The sequence below is a fragment of the Candidatus Curculioniphilus buchneri endosymbiont of Curculio glandium genome, assembly GCF_964275155.1.
Classification (GTDB): Bacteria; Pseudomonadota; Gammaproteobacteria; order Enterobacterales; family Enterobacteriaceae; genus Curculioniphilus; species Curculioniphilus buchneri.
On the sequence record NZ_OZ193413.1, the window covers coordinates 832,550 to 852,896 of the forward strand.

At 32.1% G+C, this 20,347-nt stretch carries 13 protein-coding genes, 1 tRNA gene and 2 pseudogenes; 6 read left to right on the forward strand and 10 right to left on the reverse strand.

Annotated features, from left to right (window positions below):
• Positions 1-2: 2 nt before the first annotated feature.
• The 8 genes from hflK to nnr form a co-directional block, all read right to left on the reverse strand.
• Positions 3-1,265, reverse strand: coding sequence for an FtsH protease activity modulator HflK (gene hflK, locus ACICP0_RS02500; RefSeq protein WP_395479733.1), 1,263 nt, complete (start codon positions 1,263-1,265; stop codon positions 3-5).
• A gap of 63 nt (positions 1,266-1,328) precedes the next feature.
• The gene (gene hflX, locus ACICP0_RS02505) at positions 1,329-2,603 is read right to left on the reverse strand and encodes a ribosome rescue GTPase HflX (RefSeq protein WP_395479734.1); all 1,275 of its coding nucleotides are present in this window, start codon (positions 2,601-2,603) and stop codon (positions 1,329-1,331) included.
• A 112-nt stretch (positions 2,604-2,715) separates the two neighbouring features.
• Positions 2,716-3,021: an RNA chaperone Hfq gene (hfq, locus tag ACICP0_RS02510; protein WP_395479736.1), complete on the reverse strand. Its 306-nt coding sequence runs from the start codon at positions 3,019-3,021 to the stop codon at positions 2,716-2,718.
• Between the two features lie 116 nt (positions 3,022-3,137).
• Positions 3,138-4,079, reverse strand: a complete 942-nt coding sequence (gene miaA, locus ACICP0_RS02515) for a tRNA (adenosine(37)-N6)-dimethylallyltransferase MiaA (protein WP_395479737.1) — start codon at positions 4,077-4,079, stop codon at positions 3,138-3,140.
• Positions 4,072-6,147 carry a DNA mismatch repair endonuclease MutL gene (gene mutL, locus ACICP0_RS02520; RefSeq protein WP_395479738.1) on the reverse strand — a complete coding sequence of 692 codons (2,076 nt, stop codon included), beginning with the start codon at positions 6,145-6,147 and terminating at the stop codon, positions 4,072-4,074. Before mutL ends, miaA begins: the two co-directional genes overlap by 8 nt.
• A gap of 464 nt (positions 6,148-6,611) precedes the next feature.
• Positions 6,612-7,889 carry an N-acetylmuramoyl-L-alanine amidase AmiB gene (gene amiB, locus ACICP0_RS02525; RefSeq protein ID WP_395479739.1) on the reverse strand — a complete coding sequence of 426 codons (1,278 nt, stop codon included), beginning with the start codon at positions 7,887-7,889 and terminating at the stop codon, positions 6,612-6,614.
• A 17-nt stretch (positions 7,890-7,906) separates the two neighbouring features.
• Positions 7,907-8,368: a tRNA (adenosine(37)-N6)-threonylcarbamoyltransferase complex ATPase subunit type 1 TsaE gene (gene tsaE, locus ACICP0_RS02530; RefSeq protein ID WP_395479741.1), complete on the reverse strand. Its 462-nt coding sequence runs from the start codon at positions 8,366-8,368 to the stop codon at positions 7,907-7,909.
• Position 8,369: 1 nt separating this feature from the next.
• On the reverse strand, positions 8,370-9,893 hold the full coding sequence (gene nnr, locus ACICP0_RS02535) for a bifunctional ADP-dependent NAD(P)H-hydrate dehydratase/NAD(P)H-hydrate epimerase (protein ID WP_395479742.1): 1,524 nt from the start codon (positions 9,891-9,893) through the stop codon (positions 8,370-8,372).
• Positions 9,894-10,989: 1,096 nt separating this feature from the next.
• On the opposite strand from nnr, the gene ACICP0_RS02540 reads away from it, so the two are divergent.
• The 5 genes and pseudogenes from ACICP0_RS02540 (at position 10,990) to ruvB (ending at position 17,643) form a co-directional block, all read left to right on the forward strand.
• Positions 10,990-11,065, forward strand: a tRNA-Asn gene (locus tag ACICP0_RS02540).
• Positions 11,066-12,630: 1,565 nt separating this feature from the next.
• A pseudogene (aspS, locus tag ACICP0_RS02545) lies at positions 12,631-14,392 on the forward strand (aspartate--tRNA ligase).
• 974 nt (positions 14,393-15,366) lie between these two features.
• Positions 15,367-15,864 (forward strand): crossover junction endodeoxyribonuclease RuvC, encoded by a 498-nt coding sequence (gene ruvC, locus ACICP0_RS02550; RefSeq protein WP_395479743.1) that lies wholly within the window; start codon positions 15,367-15,369, stop codon positions 15,862-15,864.
• Between the two features lie 124 nt (positions 15,865-15,988).
• Positions 15,989-16,621: a Holliday junction branch migration protein RuvA gene (ruvA, locus tag ACICP0_RS02555; protein ID WP_395479744.1), complete on the forward strand. Its 633-nt coding sequence runs from the start codon at positions 15,989-15,991 to the stop codon at positions 16,619-16,621.
• Positions 16,622-16,629: 8 nt separating this feature from the next.
• A complete protein-coding gene (ruvB, locus tag ACICP0_RS02560; protein WP_395479746.1) occupies positions 16,630-17,643 on the forward strand; it encodes a Holliday junction branch migration DNA helicase RuvB in 1,014 nt (337 codons plus the stop codon).
• A gap of 64 nt (positions 17,644-17,707) precedes the next feature.
• Here the strand turns inward: ruvB and znuB are convergent, their stop codons facing one another.
• Positions 17,708-18,493, reverse strand: a complete 786-nt coding sequence (gene znuB / locus ACICP0_RS02565; RefSeq protein WP_395479748.1) for a zinc ABC transporter permease subunit ZnuB — start codon at positions 18,491-18,493, stop codon at positions 17,708-17,710.
• 111 nt (positions 18,494-18,604) lie between these two features.
• Positions 18,605-19,264 (reverse strand): annotated as a pseudogene (znuC, locus tag ACICP0_RS02570) (zinc ABC transporter ATP-binding protein ZnuC); the annotation flags it as partial.
• Positions 19,265-19,335: 71 nt separating this feature from the next.
• Between znuC and znuA the strand changes: the two are divergent.
• Entirely contained in the window at positions 19,336-20,343 is a 1,008-nt protein-coding gene (gene znuA / locus ACICP0_RS02575; RefSeq protein ID WP_395479749.1) for a zinc ABC transporter substrate-binding protein ZnuA, read from the forward strand.
• The last annotated feature ends 4 nt before the right edge of the window (positions 20,344-20,347 follow it).

Below are 20,347 nucleotides of genomic sequence, written 5' to 3' on the forward strand. Positions count from 1 at the left end.
AGTTATTCTCTCCTTTGACGAGCAATGTCATTACGCCGTGTGATATATCTAGGATCTGTTATTGTTCCTATGGCATGATCATTATTAGCAGATGTAGGCGGATGAATGGTATTAGTGACAGTGTTTTTTTGCACAGCAGGTGGACGAATTAAATTAATTGTATCGTTATTTTGATCGTGTTTAGTTTGATTAGTTTGTGAATTATGCCACATTTGATGCAATGGTAAAATCATTAAATTGTGATTACCTTTTTCATTAACTAGAATTTTACGTGTATTTTTAAATACATGCTCCATAGCATCGATATATAGACGTTCTCGAGTTATTTCTGGTGCAGCTTTATATTCTGGCAGAACTTTAGCAAAACGCTGCACTTCTCCTTGTGCTTTTAAAACAGTACGTGCTTTATACGCGCGCCCTTCTTCTAAAATACGTTGTGCTTGACCGTTAGCACGAGGTTGTACTTCATTAGCATAAGCTTCAGCTTCGCGAATGTACTGCTGTTCATTTTCCCGTGCAGCAATAGCATCATCGAATGCAGCTTTCACTTCTTCCGGAGGTCGTGCCGCTTGAAAGTTAACGTCCAGCAAAGTAATTCCCATGTTGTATGGATGGATAGTATCTTCCAGAACATGTTGAGTATCGCTGCGTACTACAGTGCGACCTTCAGTTAATATTCGGTCCATGCTATATTTACCAATCACACCGCGTAATGCACTGTCTGTAGCTTGACGTAAACTATCGTCAGCATTAATGACACTAAATAAGTAGCGTTCAGGATTAGTAACACGGTATTGTACGTTCATTTCAACACGTACTACATTTTCATCAGCAGTCAACATTATACCAGATGCCGCTAATTCCCGTACAGATTCTACATTCACTGCCGTAACTGTATCGATAAATACTGGTCTCCAATTTAAACCAGGATGTACAAGATGATCAAATTTACCAAAACGAAGAACAACACCACGCTCCGCTTCTTTAATGGTATAAAAACCATTACTTGCCCAAGTAACTACTGCTGTTGCTACTATTGCAATTATTACACTAATATAACTATTATTTTTTCCCGATGCACTATAATTAAATTTGTTATTAAACTTACCTAATTTATTATTTATACTGTATACAATCTTATTAAGATCAAACAAGCTTTTTGTATCTTTTCCATTATGATTTCCATTGGAATTACTGCGATTATTATCGCTGCTTTTCCACGGATCAAGTTTATTTCCATTATTACCGGGTTGATTCCACGCCATGTTTTAGCTCCATGAGTATTTAAAAGTATTTTATTTCAACAAATTTTAACTTTCTTACAATCCTTAAATGAGGTAAGTTCTTAAATTTTTTTCTTTTTTACACAGACTATTCCAATAAGAAACAGGTAATTTAACGAATATTCTAATACTGCCATCTTGTTCAACCCATTCATTTTCTATTGCTTTAATCTGATAAAAATAACTGCGCAGCCGACCAGATTGAGGCGGTAGATGAAGTTCATAACGTACAATATTTTTTGATAAACATTCGGTAACAGCCTGTATTAAAAGTGATATCCCTTCTCCTTTTATGGCAGAAATCCAAATTTTAACTGGACGATTCTGTTCATCACGATCAATACGTGGAGATAACTGATTATGTTTATCAATTTTGTTCATGATTAATAATCTTGGGATATTATCAGCTTGTATTTCAGTTAATATCTGATTCACTGCATTAATATTATTTTCAAAATACTGATCAGTAGCATCAACTATGTGTAATAGTAAGTTAGCTTGTGTGGTTTCTTGTAGTGTTGCTTTGAATGCTGCTATAAGATTATAAGGTAAATGGCGAATGAAACCTACTGTATCTACCATAATCGTATTTCCTACATCTCTAAGATTAATACGTCGGAACATCGGGTCCAATGTAGCAAACATCTTGTCAGCTGTATAGACACTAGCCTGTGTCAGATGATTAAATAAAGTTGACTTACCTGTATTGGTATATCCTACTAGTGCAATAGTAGGTATATCTTTTCGACTACGTCGACTCTGCTCTCTGCGTGTTACGATTTTTTTTAAACGAGAAAGTACGTTATTCATTCTATTGCGCAATAAGCGACGGTCACTTTCAAGCTGTGTTTCTCCGACTCCTCGTAATCCAATACCACCTCTCTGTCGTTCAAGATGTGTCCAACCTTTGACTAATCGAGTAGAAGAATGACGTAATTGGGCTAACTCAACTTGTAATTGACCTTCATGAGTACGAGCACGTTGAGAAAAAATGTCAAGAATCAAGCCAATACGGTCAATTACACGAGATTGGCACAGTCGTTCAAGATTGCGTTCTTGTGCAGGCGATAAGTTATGATTAAATAAGATTAGAGACGCTTGATAACTTTTCACTGCTTCTGCAATCTCTTGTGCTTTTCCATTGCCAATAAAATATTTAGGATTAGGTGTTTGTCGGTTTCCTATAATAATATGTAAAGAAATTACACCAGCAGCAGACACTAGAGATTGAAATTCCTGCAAATCTTCCATCTCTTTATTTTTTGAAAAAAATATATGAACCAATATAGCACGGTTTCCGATATGATGACGATCAAACAAATGTAAATCCTCTTACAATTAATGAGACTCACTTATATTTCTTAAGGCACTCTTATATTAATGTATTTTGAATATTTTAACATTTTAAAATAGATATCAACAAGATATGTGGTTACTTTTCTTCATCGTTTTCTCGTTTAACCTGCTGCGATACAGGTATAGTCCCGTGATGATAATTGCTTGAAATACCACTCGTATGATTATTATAGTGTGATATAGGACGAGATGGAACGACAGTAGAAATAGCGTGCTTATACACCATCTGGTTGATTGTATTTTTTAACAAAATAACAAATTGATCGAAAGATTCAATTTGGCCCTGCAGTTTGATACCATTCACTAAATAAATAGACACAGGAATGTGTTCTCGACGTAGAGTATTTAAAAACGGATCTTGTAAAGATTGTCCTTTGGCCATTCTATCTCTTCCTTATTTTCATTATGTTGTTGTGTGCAATACACACTGTGTGTTTTAAATGAAATGATCATCATACAAATATGTTCAGTGCTATCAATTGTACACGATCATTTAACTTATGTACTAACAACCTGTAATACTTTATTAATAGCTACAGAAAATTTTTCATTATCAAGCCAATGAAGATTGCGCCACGTATGCAACCATGTCATCTGATTTTTAGCAAGTTGTTTTGTTGCATAAATTCCACGAGAAATCATGTCTTCATAATTAATTTCACCAGAAAGATATGACCACATTTGTCGATATCCGATACATCGCATAGAGGGCATGTCACTACTCAAATCACCTCTAGTAAATAATCTATAAACTTCATTTTCGAAACCTATTGCTAACATCTGATAAAAACGTTGTTTTATTCGTTCATGCAACAATAAATAATTCAATGGCATAATAGCAAATTGGTATATTTCATACTCTAAAGGCGCATTAGAGATTCGCGTTAATTCTGTTACAGTTTTACCTGTAATCAAAAATACTTCTAATGCTCGAATTAATCTCTGTACATCATTAGGATGAATACGATTTGCTGAAATTAGATCAATTTGTTGTAATCTCTGGTACAATGCTGCCCAACCTATGATTTTTGCTTCATTTCTAATATCTTCGCGTATCTTAGAATTTGCTGGAGGTAATACAGCTAATCCATTGAGTAATATTTTAAAATAGAACATAGTCCCACCGACTAGTAGTGGTATACGGTTAGCTTGAATGATCATTTTTATTGCTTTAAGTGCATCATATCGAAAATTCATTGCTGAATACGGCTCTATTGGATCGCAGATATCTATAAGATGATGAGGTGCTTGAAGTAACTCATTAATACTAGGCTTAGCTGTACCAATATCCATACCACGATAGATCAAAGCAGAATCAACGCTTATAATTTCTACCGGTAGAAGTTGATGTAGCGCTATTGCAAAAGAAGTTTTTCCAGTAGCTGTAGGTCCCATTAAAAAGATAACTTTGGGTTGACGCTGTAATATCATATTAGTCATAGCTCAATGCTTTAATAGCAGCTTTTAAATTTAATGTTACTACAAGTCCATCGGGAGGATTGTTTTTCCATTGTGGATAAAGTTGATCTAATTTAGAAACTAATTGCATCATAATAGAATAGTTCCATGAAATTGGTTTATTCTGACGCCAATAAGCAATCCAAGATGCTATTTGATACTCTGTCATCAATTTTTTATTATGCAAATAATTGAATAATTCTTGAATAAAATTTTTTAAATTTTCTTGAGGAATTAAAAAAGGTACTGCATTCAATGTTACCTGATGGACAGACCTACACAAAATAATACCCATTTTCTGAAAAAATGTCTGATATTGATTCAATACTTGGATTTTCTTTTCACATAAAGTCATACATAACGGAATGTTCAACGAATGTGTGTAAGGAACATTGTTCTTAGTGGTCCATTGACGTTCAAATAAATAACGTTCTGCAGCCGGTAGCGAAAGTAAATTTAAGGCATTATCTGCTTCTAATAATGCATAGCAAGGTTTTACTAACATTAGCACATGGACAAAATTGCGTAGAGTAATGGCAGATAATGGCTTGACAAATTTTATTTGTCTCAGAGTATTCCTATTAAAATTTTTATGAGAGAGCTTAATTAATTGATTAATAGCAGGCAATTGATTATAATATTTGACTAATTTATACTGTGTAAAAACATTATTTTGTACTAATTTTACCTCCTTTGATAATTTTTGAACTTTCATTAAAGGCAAAAAAATATCCTTGTATATAACCTGAAAGTTCGTGCAAGAACAATGATATTGTTTTTTTTTATCAGAAAATGGATGCAATATACCTTGAATTGTTCTTAATATAATATATCGATAAGAATCAATATTCTTATGTTCTATTTTATTCTGTTCCATTGGATTTTTTTGAGATTTAAATAAACTAGTATGACATAAGGAGATACCAACATCTCTCCGAGATGTTGAGCCAGAGTTAATATATTCAAGAGGACGATAGTTACATCTAGATCTAGATATCGTCCTATTTTTTATCACATGATCTTCTTCACTATCCAGTAAATTTTGAATGTTAACTTTACTAAGAACAGTTTGCACTGCTTGATAAATAAAATCATGTACTATACGTTCCTGATGGAATCGTACTTCGTTTTTAGCAGGATGTATATTTATGTCTAGTTGTTTAGGATTTATATGGAGAAATAAGATAAAGGCTGGCTTGTTTTGTATACCTTGTATTTTTTCTTGGCAGGCCTGCCGAATAGCATGATAAACTAATTTATTTTTTAATACTATACGATGATTTACATAAATATATTGTATCTTAGATAAGTAATTATTCGTAGGATATGCTATCCAACCTCTGATATTAAGATCATCCTGCTGCCAGGAAATGCTAACGGCTTGTTTGATAAACGCTGTGCTACACAATTTAGTTAGCCTACTTAGATATTGGCTATGTTGAGTTATTGCCTTGTATTGTCTCACAATTTTTCGATTATGACGCACAATAAAAGTTACATGGAAATGAGCTAATGCAATACAACGGATTATTTCATCAATATAAATAAATTCTGTTTTTTCAGTACGCATAAATTTACGTCGTGCAGGAGTATTATAAAATAAATCTTGCACTTCTACTGTGGTTCCTACTGGATGCGAAACTGGTTTTAATGTTATCATTAAATCATGGCCTGTAATATATATTTGCCATCCTATGTTTTGTGTAACAGTACGTGAAGTTAAAGTTAAACGTGAAACTGAATTAATACTAGCTAATGCTTCACCTCTAAACCCCATACTAGTGATATAATCAAGATCATCTAGATTAGAAATCTTACTGGTAGCATGATTCGATAACGCTAGCACTAACTCATTTTTTGCAATTCCTTGACCATTATCTCGAATACGAATAAGTTTAGAACCGCTGTTCTCGACGTTGATATCAATATGGGTTGATTTAGCATCCAGGCTGTTTTCGATTAGTTCTTTTATCACCGACGCTGGACTGGCAACCACTTCGCCAGCAGCGATTTGGTTAATGACATGTAATGGTAGTACCTGAATGGTCATGCATTTTAAATCCTTTGATATGAAATAGATGCTGTTTATAAAAACCTATTAATATTCTATTACAGCAGTATTTTCAATATACTGACTAATATAAATATGAAATGTACATTTCACAGGAACTAGCATGTTAACCTATATTATTACTTTAATAATTATGCAATACAAAATATAAATGTAAAAATAAAAACTCCATATTTTTCAATTTATTAAATGGCAATTGTAAACTCATCTATTATATGACATTATATATCTTAATATATTCAGATAATGCATTTGTTCATGCTGAGACTATAATGTCTGTTAATAAGAAATTTCATCATGTTGTATTATGACATGAGATAGATAATAAATAACTTAACTTACAAACATTTAATCTAAAACGACTAATGTCCTATGTATCATTTATCTTAATGTCTTCTACTGAATTTTATTCATGAATGAAATTTCATTTCATAGATTGTTTATTAAACTTTGGCCTTAATGACCTGTATTGGACACAATACGAAATAAGAACGTAAGCCTAAATGTAAAGCATTAGCAATTTTTTGCTGATATGCACTACTACCCAGTAATCGCTCTTCATAAATATTACTAATAAAACCTGTTTCTACTAATAATGATGGAATATCTGGAGAACGTAAAACACCAAAACTTGCATGTTCTGGATGAATCTTATGTAACGTACTAACTTGACGAAGTTGATTCAGTATTTTTACTGCAATATCATAACTGACTCGTTGAGAGTATCTAAATTGTAAGTCTAAGACAGCTCGACTAAAATAGGGATCGGTTTGGTTTTTAGCAAGCAAATCACCGATACCACCTAACAATTCAGATTGCTTATCATGTTGCTCTAACCAAGTCAGCATTTCACTATTAGCACGTTGGTTAGATAATATCCATAGTGATGCACCGCTAGCATTATGTCGATTTGATGAGGCATCAGCATGAATTGAAAGCAATACGTTAGCACCTTTTTTTCTTGCCACGTTAGAACGACCTATGACAGAAATGAAATAATCACCATCTCGAGTCAATACAGGTTTGAACATAGGATCAGAATCCAATAATATTTTTAGTTTATTGGCTATAGCAATAGTCACATTTTTTTCATATAAGCCATTAGGACCAATGGCTCCTAGATCTTGACCGCCATGACCTGCATCAATAGCGACTACAATTGGTTTGGTAAGAATTGGTAACTTCTTCTTACATGGTATTGGTACGGATGTTGAAACCAGGTTTTTTACTGGTCTATTTTTTACTTGTCTTGATTTATTGGTATTAACTAGTTTCGATGATGGAAATGTAATCGGTGCTAATACGATTCTATTCTTAGAAAGATTAGATAATTGACTATTATGCACCGTTAATATAATGTTGTAACGTCCGTTAAAGTAACGTGTTATAGCCTGTACATAAGATCGACTATTTAATTCAAATATTAGTCGTAAACTCCGTTTATCTTCTGGCATACCAACTCGAATACGTTTAATTAAATTATTTCCACTAAAAACGATCGGTAATCTTGGTACCACTAAGCCTTTTTGGGCAATATCGATTACTATACGTTCTGGATTATGTAATAATAAAAAAGCATATACAGGCTTATTATTAAATCCAATAACTATTTTAGATCGATGACTATTGTTAATAATATTAATATCGCTAATTATCTCTGATATTGCTTGACTTGCAAACAAGCATATAACTGGTATCAACATCATTTTAAAGTTTATCATTATAAATTGATTACCTTCTATAATGATAATCGGGCTAAGAGATTTACACCAGTAGTAGTAAATGCTTCTATTTCAGCTATTCGACCATTAGTTTGATAATGAAAAGTTAAGGAAATATCCGCTGTAGGCAAGAGGCCTATTCCGTGTTGTGGCCATTCAATTAAACATAGAGACGTTTTATTAAAATAATCACGAATACCTATCAGCTCTAGTTCAATTGCATCGACTAAACGGTATAAATCAAAATGATAAACAGTCCAATTTAATAATATATAGGATTCAATTAAGGTGTAAGTCGGGCTTTTTACATGACCTATATATCCCAAAGTATATAAAAATCCACGGCAAAAAGTGGTTTTTCCAACGCCAAGATCACCGTATAAATAAATAACACAAGACTGTTGACAAGTAGTAGCTAATACTGAACCTAATGTACTCGTTGCTTGTTTATTTGATAAAGATATAATATGTTTTTCCATTTTACTTTCTATGTAATTCAGGATTAACAAATTGAGACAATATTGGAAATAAATCTGTTGCTAACATGCCTCGTTTTCCTTTTTTTATTGCTAAATAGTCAGCAGCCGCACCATGTACCACACAACCAGCACATGCTGCATTATACATCGATAACTTTTGTGCAAGAAAACTGCCTATTATTCCAGATAATACATCTCCCATTCCTCCTGATGCCATACCGGCATTGCCTACATCTACAACACTGGTAACACCGTCACTACCATAGGATGAAATCAACGTTCCAGCGCCCTTGAGTACTACTACACCACCATAAATATTTGCTAATTTTTTTACAGCAAGAATACGATTACTTTCAATATCACTGACATCAATATGTAATAAACGGGCAGCTTCAGCAGAATGAGGAGTCATAATTCGATTATGACGTTGATTTGGATTTAGTGCTAATAAATTAAGCGCATCTGCATCCCATAACATGGGTTTATCAAATGTTTTGACTATATTTAATGCATTGGTTCCCCAAGTCTTCTTTCCTAGTCCCGGTCCGATTACAACGACATCTGCCCATTGCAATGCATGTTGCAAAGATTCATGATTTAACGGAGATACCATTATCTCTGGCCTAGCTGTTAACAAAGATGAAATATTTTCTTTACGAGTTAAAATACGTACTAGCCCCACACCGCTTCGCAATGCAGCTTCGCCTGTCATACGAATTGCACCAGAAAGACCATGGTCTCCTCCAATAATTAATAACCGACCGTTGTTGCCTTTATGAATACAGGGATTACATGGTGGTAGCCACCATGGGAGTAACTCCGTAGAAAGTCTAGTCATAAATGGTGTTTCATCATTAAGCCATTTATTTAATCCCAAATCATCATAATGGATTTGACCTGTGACACTGCGAGCTTGTCCGGTGAATAATCCTGGTTTTAGTGCTATAAAAGTGATGGTATGTACAGCATGAATTACTTCTCCTGGTGTTGCACCTGTATCAGCAAGCAGACCTGATGGAATATCTAAGGCACAAATTGGCGCAAGATGTTTATTAGCTTGAATAATCAAAGAAGCATAAGGATTTCGAGGTGCTGACTTGAGTCCCGTACCTAATAAAGCATCAACAATGATATCTATTTTTTTTGGCCAAAATGTATCTTTCGATTGTATTTTTCCTCCTATAGCTAGCCATGCTGTTTGTGCTTGTATTGCTTCGTCAGATAGTAAGTTTCGTACGCCGCACGATAATACAGTAACTTGTTTTCCAGCAGTTGCGGCTAATTTTGCTACTACATAACCATCTGCACCATTGTTACCGTGTCCTACTAAGATTAGCCAATAATTGGCGTATGGATATACACAATTAATGCAATTAAAAGCTGCTGTACCGGCGCGTTGCATTAATTCATATAAAGATATGCCAGCTAATTTAGCTCCTTGTAATTCCCACGTTCGAAGCCACTCTGCACTATAAATACAATGCGGCAAATTTGAAGTAAAAAGTGTATTGTGACAATTAGTCATTTTTCAATCCTTTACTCTCATGATTATGTTATATATAAATATAAAATTAATGAGTAATAAAAACTTAACTTTTAATATATTAGATTGTTTCATGAGAAGAAGTTGAATTGACCGTTTAAGGACAGTGCGTTCTAATTTCGACGAAACTAAGTTATGTTGTCAATAAAACTATGATACATTATGTCATGATGTAATTCTATTTTTATGAAAAAATCAAAAAAATCTTGCTATTGCATTAAAACTACGTTAATCAAATGGCTTTGCACACATTATTTAAGTAATATGTTAAATATTACGCCATTAGTTCAGACATAATAGAAAATATTAATGTAATGATTCTTATAACTATATTATATATTTTATATATAGGAAAAAATATAATTTTAAGAATTTTAAATGCGTTTTCCAAGAAAATAATTACTTTAGTCTTAACATGTTTAAAATTCTGAAGAACAAAATTTTAATTGATTTCATTAAATATTTATACAATTAAGAAATATGCTAAAAACTTTTATAATTATTTGAATCTATGTTTTTTAAATGAAATAATAATGAACGTCATAATATGAAAATTAATACAATTGCGATTGTGTAAATGTTTAGATAATAATAAAAATTATCAGTGATTGAATCCATGGATCATTTCATTATGACTGGTTCATTTGAAAACTATATATTATGAATATGTTCAATGTGTTGATAATTTAACTTCACTTCAAACAAATAATAAATGAAAAGCTTATAGCTTGGTAGCTATAAAAGTTGCGTTAGTGACGCACTGATACACAGTTATAAAACTGTAGATATGATCATTGTGTATGACAAATGTATTACTCTCTTCTGCACTTACATCCAAATTCTATTATAACGTAAGTCATATTGCAGAAATAATATAGTTATGTCATACTAGGCAATTAATTAGGTTTTTATTATCTTTATCTATTGTTTAATTGAATATTATTGCTTTCTTTTTAATTTTTATTACCCAGTCTAATCAATAGATTATTATATTTTATTTTGATAGTATTGCACGTAAAAATTCTATTGACATTGTCTCAATACTTTATTAGAGTATTGTTCGTTTCCGTTAATGATTTCCTCTGTAGTTCAGTTGGTAGAACGGCGGACTGTTAATCCGTATGTCACTGGTTCAAATCCAGTCAGAGGAGCCAAATTTCTCAAATAACTTTTAGTATCATGAGAATAATAACTATATCTCATATAGTTTTTATTATTTGTGTGTTATTAAGAACTCCGTGACATTATCAGCACCCAGTAAGGTTATATCGTACTGAAACAAGATCACACATTAGCAGTTATTCTACGTTCATGATTTGTATCGTAGTTCAATAAATATTGATGGATTTTAAAATAAGATATAATAGACAGACATAAAAAGCCTGTCATATAAATTATAAATTTGATAAAACGAACATTTATAACATTTTCAACAAAGAACTTTTATATGTATGTTCATTACTAATCATACGTTACTTATTTTTCTCTATGTATTATCGTTTAATAATATTACCATAATATTATCATAGAGGCATCATCTAACATAATTAACTCATACAGGCAGTAAGGTAATTAAAATAGAAGTTATTATTTTATTAATACATTATTATGCTGATCTGTCTGATCAATATTGAAATAATTCTTTCAATATAACAAAACATATTTATTAATAAAAAAATAAATATCCTCCATATAAAACTCTATGTTTTTTATAATTATAAATAAATAATAACGTCAGAATAATCTTCTGAGTACGATTTTAAATCGCGCTCTATTCGGCACAAAATTTTATTTTGTTTAGCACTGAATTTAACATATTATCAGAATCGACATTTCTTAAGTTTGAAGTGTAAAAAATATAAATAAGCAAAGTTTTATCAACATAAAAATTAATTTTTTGATCAGTCGATATCGTATATCATTGCGATAATAGATTTATTTAATATTCATTATAAACAGTGGAAATCTAAAATTTAGATAATAATTTATACATTGATAAAATCATGTCATCTATTTCTATTTAATGTATAATAAGGTTTTCTAGAGGTCTGTAATACTTTTCGTCAAGATAATCGAAGAATACTATCGACTAATTAAATTATACTAATTCACTAGGATATAATATTTAGTATTATCTGAAAAAGGTTTTAATAAAATTAAACATATCTTATATGATTACCTTATGATGTAATATATCACACAATATTTCTATAAAAATAGAATTACATCACTTTAATATTTATAGATAGTCTTTCTTATATTAAAATAGTAAGTGCTATTTAACATGTTGATATTAAAGAATATGGGCTAGTTTTTACGTTTCAGAGAAAATATTATTCAATTGATAAGTATCTCTTATAATGCAAAACCAACTACATACTATGTAATATAAAAGCTATTTCATAATAGCTCGTTGGTAATATAGTTTTCAACTAAACAATCACAAATATACCACTTATAGTGAACACTATTAAGCAGTTTTAATAAACTAAATGATATAGAAAAAATAGCTCCATAAAGTTTTGAAATTTTCAAAAAAAATATTTTTAAAATATCTTTATTTTCAATAATAATTCAGTGCTAGTTTTATTCAAACGTTATAATGGCAAATGTTAAATTAAATTTTTATCTGCACCGATAAGTACTTTTAGCTTAATACAAGCCTATTAATTCAAAAAAGACATATTCAATATAGGCCACATATTTTAAGGATATCCTAATGCGAACTGTATATTGCGGACACCTAAATTTGTCATATGTTGGCCAAAAAGTTACACTATGCGGTTGGGTTAACTGTCGTCGTGATTTTGGGGGATTAATTTTTATCGATATGCGCGATCGAGAAGGTCTGGTACAGGTATTATTTGATCCCAAGAGTTCATATTCTTTTAAGAAAGCTACAGAACTGCGTAATGAATTTTGCTTGCAATTAACAGGTATCGTGCAAATCCGTCCAAAAAAACAAATAAATATTAACATAATTACTGGTTCCATTGAAGTATTAGCTACTGATCTTACTATTATTAACCGTTCTAAACCATTACCGCTTGATTCTAATCAGCATAATTCTGAAGAACTTCGTTTAAAGTTCCGATATCTTGACTTACGTCGTCCAGTGATGATGCAGCGCCTAAAAACACGGGCGCGTATCACTAGTTTTGTTCGTCAATTTATGGAACAAAAAGGTTTTCTTGATATCGAAACGCCTATGTTGACTAAAGCTATGCCGGAAGGTGCGCGCGATTATCTAGTGCCTAGCCGTATACATAAAGGCGCATTCTATGCTCTTCCACAGTCCCCTCAATTATTTAAGCAATTGCTTATGATGTCAGGCTATGATCGCTATTACCAAATTGTAAAATGTTTTCGAGACGAGGATCTACGTGCCGATCGTCAACCAGAATTTACTCAAATTGATATAGAAACTTCATTTATGACTGCTCCGAAAATACGTAAAATTATGGAGCATCTAGTGCATGATCTTTGGAAAGAAATGCTTAATATTAATCTTGGGGTTTTTCCAACAATAACATATTCTGAAGCAATACGTCGTTTCGGCTCTGACAAACCAGATTTACGCAATCCAATGGAACTAATTGACGTAGCCGATTTGGTGCATAATGTTGAGTTTAAAAAATTTTCTGATCCAGCCAACGATAGTAAAGGACGTGTGGCAGTGTTACGTGTACCCAACGGGGCTGATCTTAGTCGTAAAAAAATCGACGAATATAATGACTACACTAAACAATATGGTATTAAAGAATTAATATGGTTAAAAGTAAATCAACGTATCAAGGGCATAGAAGGAATAAAGAGTCCAATATCTAATGTTTTAGAACCTAAAGTAATTGAGAATATTTTATTACGCACTGGTGCTAATGATGGTGATATTTTGTTTTTTAGTGCAGATTGTGCTATTATAGTAAATAATGCACTAGGAGCTTTACGTCTCAAAATAGGGCTTGATCTACACTTAACTAAAACAGATTATTGGGCACCAATATGGATAATAGACTTTCCAATGTTCAAAAAAAATGAACATGGAAAACTAATTGCAATGCATAATCCTTTTACTGCACCAAAAGATATCGAAGATATTCAAATCCTCTCAAGTCATCCAGAATCAGTAATTGCAAATTCCTATGATATGGTAATTAATGGCTATGAAGTCGGTAGTGGCTCAGTCCGTATTCACCATAGTAGCATGCAAAAAACTATATTTAACATATTAGGAATTGATGAGCATGAACAGCATGAAAAGTTCAGTTTTTTACTCGATGCATTGCAATACGGTACTCCACCACATGCAGGGCTAGCATTTGGTCTTGATCGTTTGGTAATGCTTTTAACTGGTACGAACAATATTCGCAATATTATTGCGTTTCCAAAAACAACAGCAGCAACAGATCTAATGATTCAAGCGCCAAGTATTATCAATGCCGAAAACAATATCTGAATTATTTATTTCGCTGATTAAGTAAAATCATAGATAGTATAATAAAAAATGTTAAATCTCGATTTGTGTAAACAATCTTTCTAACATAGAATATTGATGATACTCATTGATACTTAATCAGTATTGATTTCATAGTATTAAAATACATTAATATCTAATTCATTAGATCGTTTTTACAATGGGGTAATATCTAGATCACATAATATGTACAGTAATTAAAAGCAACTATATTGAATATAAAGATATCAATTTTTTAATAAAAAATATATATTAAAATATTGATGACATAAATTAACAATATTATTTAATACTTTTTCTGTCTAGCGTCAATATTATATTGCTAAGAGTGCAGTGAAAACATCATTGATAATCTAATAGGGAATTAAAATCATTAAAAATTAATTACAATGAATGTGTTATCTGAGTTTAAAAATTATTTAGAAAAATAATGAACAAGTCATGGTAGTTGAATAAGTCATGCGAAATTAATCACAAATTTATTGCTTTCTTCTAAATTAAATAAAAACATGGATCGTTTCGATCAATATTGTATATTGCAATGAACCTTAATATATATTAAAAATATATATTAACAACTAATATTACTATTGTTCTTATATAATTAAAAGACGTGTTTTATTTCTCATTATTAATGATGTATATCAGAATTACGGTCTGTATAACATCGTAGTTATTCTTTTTTAAGAAAGCCTTTAGTCATATTGAAGATATATTATATTTTAAATCAATGATAATAGAAAAAATCAAAAAAATAACTTCCAAAAATCAGGAACTCTTACTGCAAAGAAGGCTCATTAGTAGTAATTTTTACTGATACTAAATATGGCAATATATGTAAATTAGTGTTTTTTCTTGGTATATAAGAAAACTTTAATCACATGTAATCCAACCGATATAACGGTCAAATTTTAATTTGAATAGCGATAATTTTATGATAATTAAACTTGTTCATCGCCATTTTGATCAAAAATATTTGATATGACAATTATTCTTGGCATAGATCCTGGTTCACGTATTACCGGTTATGGTATCCTACGTCAATCAGAAAATAAACTAAATTATATTGACAGTGGTTGTATAATATGCACTAAAGTAAATGGTCTACCCAATCGTTTAAAATTAATCTATTCTGGCATCAGTCAAATAATTACACAGTTTCATCCAGATTGCTTAGCTATTGAAAAAATTTTTGTAGCAAAAAATTCTGATTCCGCATTAAAATTAGGTCAAGCACGTGGTGCTGCTATTGTAGCAGCAATGAATATGGATTTATCAGTATTTGAATATGCAGCTTGTCAAATTAAACAGATGGTGACGGGAACAGGTTCTGCTAAAAAATGCCAAGTACAATACATGGTTCGTACCTTGCTGAAATTACCGATCAATTTGCAAGAAGATGCAGCAGATGCATTAGCTATTACCATTACACACTGTCACATGCACCATAATATGGTGCATATGGGTGCAATCAATTAATTTTTATTTTTGGAAATAAAATATTATTTTTACTTTTGATATTTATCCATTTTCACTGAAATGAATAAAAACTATTATCAATATATATAACTGTAACACAATAATCAAAAATAAGGCAAATAAAGTGATTATACGACTTCGAGGCACTATTATAGAAAAACAGCCACCGAAAGTCCTACTTGAAATCCATGGAGTAGGATATGAAGTATATATGCCAATAACATGTTTTGGTTCTCTTCCAGAAATTGGCCAGGAAGCCGTCATTCTAACGCATTACATTTCGCGTGAAGGTGTCCATTTACTCTTTGGCTTTATACACAAACAAGAGCAGATGCTATTTCGCGAACTTATTAAAGTTCATGGCGTAGGACCAAAATTAGCATTAGCAATTTTATCTGAAATGTCAGTGAAAAAATTTATTACTGCTGTGAAGCATCAAGAAATTGATTCTTTGGTAATATTACCGGGCATTGGAAAAAAAATTGCAAAAAGGCTAATGATAGAAATGAAAGATAAGTTCAATGATTCATTTGATGATTCACATCCCTTACAACACTTAGAAGACTCTCGCTTATCTGCAGGATTAAAAAGAAATCTAAAAACTGATTCAGAAAATGAAGCATTAGCAATAAGCGCATTAGTATCATTAGGTTATAAACCACAAGATGCTAAACGGCTAATAGGTAAAGTGATAAGTACTAGCGTTAGTACTAATTTCGAATTACTAATTCGAAATGCGTTACGCGCCACACTCTGATATAAAATATGATAGAAGTCGATAAACTCGTCTCTAGAGTAGTTATAAATAAAGAAGAAATTGTTAATCACGCTATTCGACCAACAAGTTTAGAAGATTACGTAGGGCAGCCTCATGTGCATGCACAGATGAAGATTTGCATACAAGCAGCAAAGATGCGTGGTGACGCACTTGATCATTTATTAATTTCAGGACCTCCTGGATTAGGAAAAACAACTTTAGCATATATCATTGCTAATGAGATGAAAGTAAATCTACGCTATACTTCAGGTCCTGTTTTAGAAAAAGCTGGTGATCTTGCAGCAATATTAACTAATCTTGAATCGCATGATATCCTATTTATAGATGAAATTCATCGGTTATCCTCAGTAGTAGAAGAAGTGCTTTATCCAGCAATGGAAGATTATCAATTAGATATTATGATAGGAGAAGGACCAGGTGCCCGTTCTATTAAAATTAAACTACCTCCCTTTACTCTAGTCGGCGCAACCACTCGAGTAGGATCGTTAACTGCTCCACTGCGTGATCGTTTCGGTATTAAACAACGACTTGAATTTTACCATATTAAAGATCTTCAACATATCATCCATCGTAGCGCTATATTTTTATCTTTGAATATTACTAAGAAAGGTGCTCTTCAAATTGCTCGATGCTCTCGTGGAACACCACGGATTGCTAATCGCCTTCTACGTCGTGTTCGTGACTTTGCCGAAGTACAAGGAACCTATCACATCAATGATGTAATAGTTTTAAAAACATTAAACATGTTAGATATAGACACTGAAGGATTGGATCACATGGATCGTAAGCTTCTTCTAACAATCATTGATAAATTTATCGGTGGACCAGTGGGATTAGATAATTTAGCAACAGCGATCGGTGAATCAAAGGAAACAATTGAAGATGTACTAGAACCATTTCTAATCCAGCAAGGATTTATACAACGTACTCCACGTGGCCGTATAGCAACTGCTTATGCTTATCAGTATTTTAGCCGAGATTATCCAGAAAATATTGAATAATATTTTTTAATGATTAAAAAAATCTAAATGGCTCACTGTAAATAAATTCATTTTATAAATTAATTTATTCCCGCAGTTTTAATGCCAAACTAAAAAAAAATAATACCGAAGCACATAGTACTACTGAAGGACCGGCTGGCGTGTCATAAGTGGCAGAAAACGCTAATCCTCCTGTGACTACCAATACGCCGGCTATAGTAGAACAGACTGCCATCTGTTCAGGGCTACGTGTAACATGTCGAGCTGCTGCTGCTGGCATAATCAATAGAGATGTGATAATTAATGTACCGACAAACTTTATTGCAAGCCCAATAGTCAAGGCAATAAGTAACATCAGTAGTAGTTTAATATGGGATAAATGAATACCGTCGACATGGGCTAATTCGGGACTAATGGTTACTGACAATAAAGCGTGCCATTTCCAAATTATAAATGCTAGTACTATCATCACGCCTATGCCTACTAATATAACGTCTTGAGGAGTAATTGCTAATAAATCACCAAATAGGTAGGACATTAAGTCCACACGAACTGTTTTTACTAAACTAACTAACACTAGTCCAAGAGATAACGAACTATGTGCCATAATGCCAAGTAAGGTATCAATAGCAAATTTCCGAGACCGTTCTAACCATACTAGCCCAATTGATAATACTAACATTACAGCAATTACTGCGTATAATGGATGAATATTTAGTAATAAACCAAAGGCAACACCTAAAAGTGAAGCATGAGCTAAGGTATCGCCGAAATAAGACATTTTACGCCAAATTACAAAAGCGCCAAGAGGTCCGGTCACTAATGTTAGTAAAATACCAGCAAACCATCCAGGCAATAATAATTCAATCATATTTGATTTGTCTAATTTTATGTAGGAGTAACATGATATCTTTCTATAAATAGAAAAAATTAATCACTATAATGATGATACATTGCATAAAAACTGTTCTGAATCATGATACTGTTGACCAAACATGGCGATGAAATCTGGATGCGTTGAAACTATTTCTGGTGTACCTAAACAACAAATATGGTGATTTAAGCACATAACTTTATCAGTTTTAGCCATAACCAAATTCAAATCGTGCGAAACCATAAATATACTGCAACCTAATGTTCGTCGAAGTTGGTAAATTAAATCATACAATGCCATTTGCCCGATGATATCGATGCCTTGAGTTGGTTCGTCCAGCACTAATAGTAGTGGGTTATGGAGAAGAGCTCGTGCTAACATAACCCGTTGCATTTCCCCGCCTGAAAGCTTTTGAATGAGTTGATCTTGTAAATGTTCTGCTTTGACATCTCTAAGTGAAGAAAAAATATCTTTTTTAGTCACACCCGGTCGAAGTCGCATAAAACGTTCTACCGTTAATGGCAACATGGGATCTAAATAAATTTTTTGTGGTACATAGCCTATACGTAGTGATGGCTGTCGAATTAGTGTACCGGTATCAGGGATAATGAGTCCAAGAATAACCTGTATCAATGTAGATTTACCAGCACCGTTCGGTCCTAACAATGTTAATGTCTGCTCTGATCTTAGCCCAAACGAGATATCATGCAAGATAGCTTTTTGTCCAAAGGTAACAGAGATATGTTTGAGTGTTAGCAGATTAGTCATGATGATTTTGATTGTCAAATTTCTATGTTATTATAACATAACAAATTTTACTATTACTGATAAAAATTGATATGTCTACATTAAATATTCCATTAATTTTTCATGTTATTTTACGAAGCAGTCATTCTGCTTTTTTAATAAGTATATTTGGAGGGTTATTTGGATCTATTAACACACAAGCTGAAATAGTGACTTCTGTACGTCCATTAGGCTTTATTGCGGCTGCTATTGCTGATGGCATTATGCCGGTAAAAGTCATTTTACCTGATGGTGCTTCACCACATAATTATGCTTTGAGACCAACAGATATGATGCATATAAAAAAAGCAGATCTTTTAGTTTGGGTAGGACCAGAGTTAGAAGCATTTCTTGACCATCTTGTTATGTCGCTGCCTACTGAAAAATGTATTACTCTAGCATGTGTACCATCTGTTGTTCCACTCTTAATGACAAACAAAAAATACAATGATGGACAATATAAAAATTATTGTCAAAATAATTATAATTCTAATAATTATATTTCTATGAATAGCAGTTACCATAACAGTGAGTACAATATGCATATATGGCTATCTCCAACAATTGCATATCGAACAGCAGAAATTATCTATAATCGATTAATAAAATTGCTACCAGGAAAAAAAAAGATGCTAGATAATAATCTGCAAATGTTTAAAAATATTTTATTAAAAAATGATCGAGATCTTAATAAAATTCTACTACCAATTCGCGGTAAAGAATATTACGTATTTCATGATGCATATGGTTATTTTGAAAAATATTATGGTTTAACCCCATTAGGTTATTTTACTATTAATCCTGAAATACAGCCTGGTGCTCAAGCATTACATAACATAAGAACACAATTGATTAAGAAAAAAATAACTTGTATTTTTGCTGAGTCACAATTTAGACCAGCTTTTATAAATGCTGTTGCTCGTGGAACGTCTGTACACGTTGGCATATTAGATCCACTTGGAATGGGTATTGTTTTAGATAAAGATAGTTATATACGCTTTTTATTAACATTATCGAAACAGTATGTAAGTTGCCTAGAAAAAACACATGAAGAGAAATAATCAT

What these genes read in the sequence shown, in the direction of transcription:
- amiB (WP_395479739.1), bottom strand. Translation starts at nt 7,889, where the DNA reads ATGATAAACTTTAAAATGATGTTGATACCAGTTATATGCTTGTTTGCA.
- znuA (WP_395479749.1), top strand. Translation starts at nt 19,336, where the DNA reads ATGTCTACATTAAATATTCCATTAATTTTTCATGTTATTTTACGAAGC.
- ruvB (WP_395479746.1), top strand. Translation starts at nt 16,630, where the DNA reads ATGATAGAAGTCGATAAACTCGTCTCTAGAGTAGTTATAAATAAAGAA.
- mutL (WP_395479738.1), bottom strand. Translation starts at nt 6,147, where the DNA reads ATGACCATTCAGGTACTACCATTACATGTCATTAACCAAATCGCTGCT.
- nnr (WP_395479742.1), bottom strand. Translation starts at nt 9,893, where the DNA reads ATGACTAATTGTCACAATACACTTTTTACTTCAAATTTGCCGCATTGT.
- ruvC (WP_395479743.1), top strand. Translation starts at nt 15,367, where the DNA reads ATGACAATTATTCTTGGCATAGATCCTGGTTCACGTATTACCGGTTAT.
- hfq (WP_395479736.1), bottom strand. Translation starts at nt 3,021, where the DNA reads ATGGCCAAAGGACAATCTTTACAAGATCCGTTTTTAAATACTCTACGT.
- tsaE (WP_395479741.1), bottom strand. Translation starts at nt 8,368, where the DNA reads ATGGAAAAACATATTATATCTTTATCAAATAAACAAGCAACGAGTACA.
- znuB (WP_395479748.1), bottom strand. Translation starts at nt 18,493, where the DNA reads ATGATTGAATTATTATTGCCTGGATGGTTTGCTGGTATTTTACTAACA.
- hflK (WP_395479733.1), bottom strand. Translation starts at nt 1,265, where the DNA reads ATGGCGTGGAATCAACCCGGTAATAATGGAAATAAACTTGATCCGTGG.
- miaA (WP_395479737.1), bottom strand. Translation starts at nt 4,079, where the DNA reads ATGACTAATATGATATTACAGCGTCAACCCAAAGTTATCTTTTTAATG.